The 1,836-nt window shown below is 39.9% G+C and carries 2 protein-coding genes; both read left to right on the forward strand.

The genetic code is table 11. The features are described 5' to 3' along the window. Nucleotides 1-688: phage baseplate protein (locus N1032_RS22830; protein ID WP_259542607.1), on the forward strand; the 688-nt coding region annotated here is incomplete at its 5' end. 13 nt (nucleotides 689-701) lie between these two features. Continuing rightward, nucleotides 702-1,836 (forward strand): hypothetical protein (locus N1032_RS22835; RefSeq protein WP_259542608.1); only part of this gene is annotated, 1,135 nt, incomplete at its 3' end.

Consider the following 1,836-nt stretch of genomic DNA (forward strand, 5'->3'; position numbering starts at 1 on the left):
AGATGTACCTCTTACTTCTGATTTTGGAGACTTGTCTAAGGTCACTGAGTACATGGAGTTTAAACGTGACTCAGGTAACACGTATAACATTGTAGAGTTCTCAGAACCTACTCTTATCAAGAATGCAATGGTAGGAAAAGATGGTACAGATCTTGCTTCCATTGATAAAGTAGAAGCTCTGATTAATGAAGCTATCCTCAAAAGGATCTACCCTGTTGGTAGTTATTTCATGTCAGAGAATAGCACTAATCCAGCTACAGTGCTTCAAGCTCCTAATACCGTATGGCTTCCTATCGTAGGTTTCCTTGGTGGTATTGGTGCTTCTTCTGATGGTGCTAATGGTCAGGTGTATCAGTTTAGATCTGGTACTGGTGGACGTTCTAGTGTGGCTCTTGCACCGGCAAACATGCCTTTACAGAGTGCTAGTGCTTCACTAACTACATCTGGAAGTACTGCTTCAACAAGTATGAGATTCACTACAGGTCATGCAGATGGTAATCATCATGATGACTCTGGTGGTATCCTGTTTAATACTCAGAACGGTAATCACTCTTCCACTTTAGTAGGTTCAGCAACTATTCCTGCACAAAGTGTTACTGGTACGATTAGCGTTGGTAATGCAACACCGACTCCTGTAGAGATTATTCCTACATACCGTGGTGCTTATATCTGGAGACGTATTACCTAAGGAGGGTATTAAATTGGCATTCTACCAAATCAAAGATATTGGTAAGGTAGGCGTTGTCACTGATTTATCTCCAACTGACCTCCCTCCTAATGCGTTCACTGATGCACTCAATGCACGTTTTATCGGAGGTCAGATTACTAAATTTGGTGGTAACAAACCTATTACCTATAATGGCCCAGAAGATTCTATCGTGGCCTATGCAATTCAACCAATGCCATTTGACTTCCAGTATGATCACCCATTTAACATCTTAGGTACTAAGGATGGGTTGTATCAATTAGAAGATACGCATTGGGAAAACATCAGTTATTGGGAACCTATTAGAGGTGGTGTTAAAACTGCTACCGTTTCTGTTATCTCTCATCCATTAATGACTGGCATTAAATTCACTGAAAGTCAGGTGAATGTTAAGAATGCAGCATCTCATGATTTCTATGTTACTTTGATTCCTACAGGAGTTAAGAAGCAAGATCTCATTTGGGAGTTAGCAGATAATACATTAGGTACAATTCAGACAGATCCTAATAACCCATTACACATCACATTTCACGCAAACAATAATAACCTTGTTGGTACGACGACAATCAATGCTTTCAATCAAGATAGGTCATTGAATGATTTTGTTTTCGTCACAGTAGTTCCTAATGTGGATTCAATCTCTACCAACATGTCTACGTACAATGTTCGTAGGACTACTGACCCTAATAACTATGGAACAGCTAGTGTTATGTTGAATCCAACACCAACACCTAGCAACCCGTTACAAGTGGAATGGTTAAGTTCAGATACTTCAGTATTTACTATTGAGTATCCACCTAATTCAAATCCTAATGATCCTGCAACTAAAGTAAGAATTAAACCTTTACGTGTAGGTAGTGCTGATATTACTGTTCAACTTCTTAACTCACCGTCAGTCAAAGCTAAAGCTCGTGTTAATGTCACTGCTGGTGTTACTTCTGTTGATATCATAGATCCTGATGTAGCAGGTAATCCAAGTAAGACTTCTGTTATCCTTCGTGTTAACCCAAGCCCTTCTCCTGGTGTTCCTCCTAAGCAGGAAAGCACTCGTATTAAGGTTGTTATGAAACCTGACGATGCTCCTGATAAAGGTTTCACAATGACAGGTGGTGGTTACTCTGCACAGATTA

This window comes from Herbiconiux daphne, assembly GCF_024979295.1.
Classification (GTDB): domain Bacteria; phylum Actinomycetota; class Actinomycetes; order Actinomycetales; family Microbacteriaceae; genus Herbiconiux; species Herbiconiux daphnes.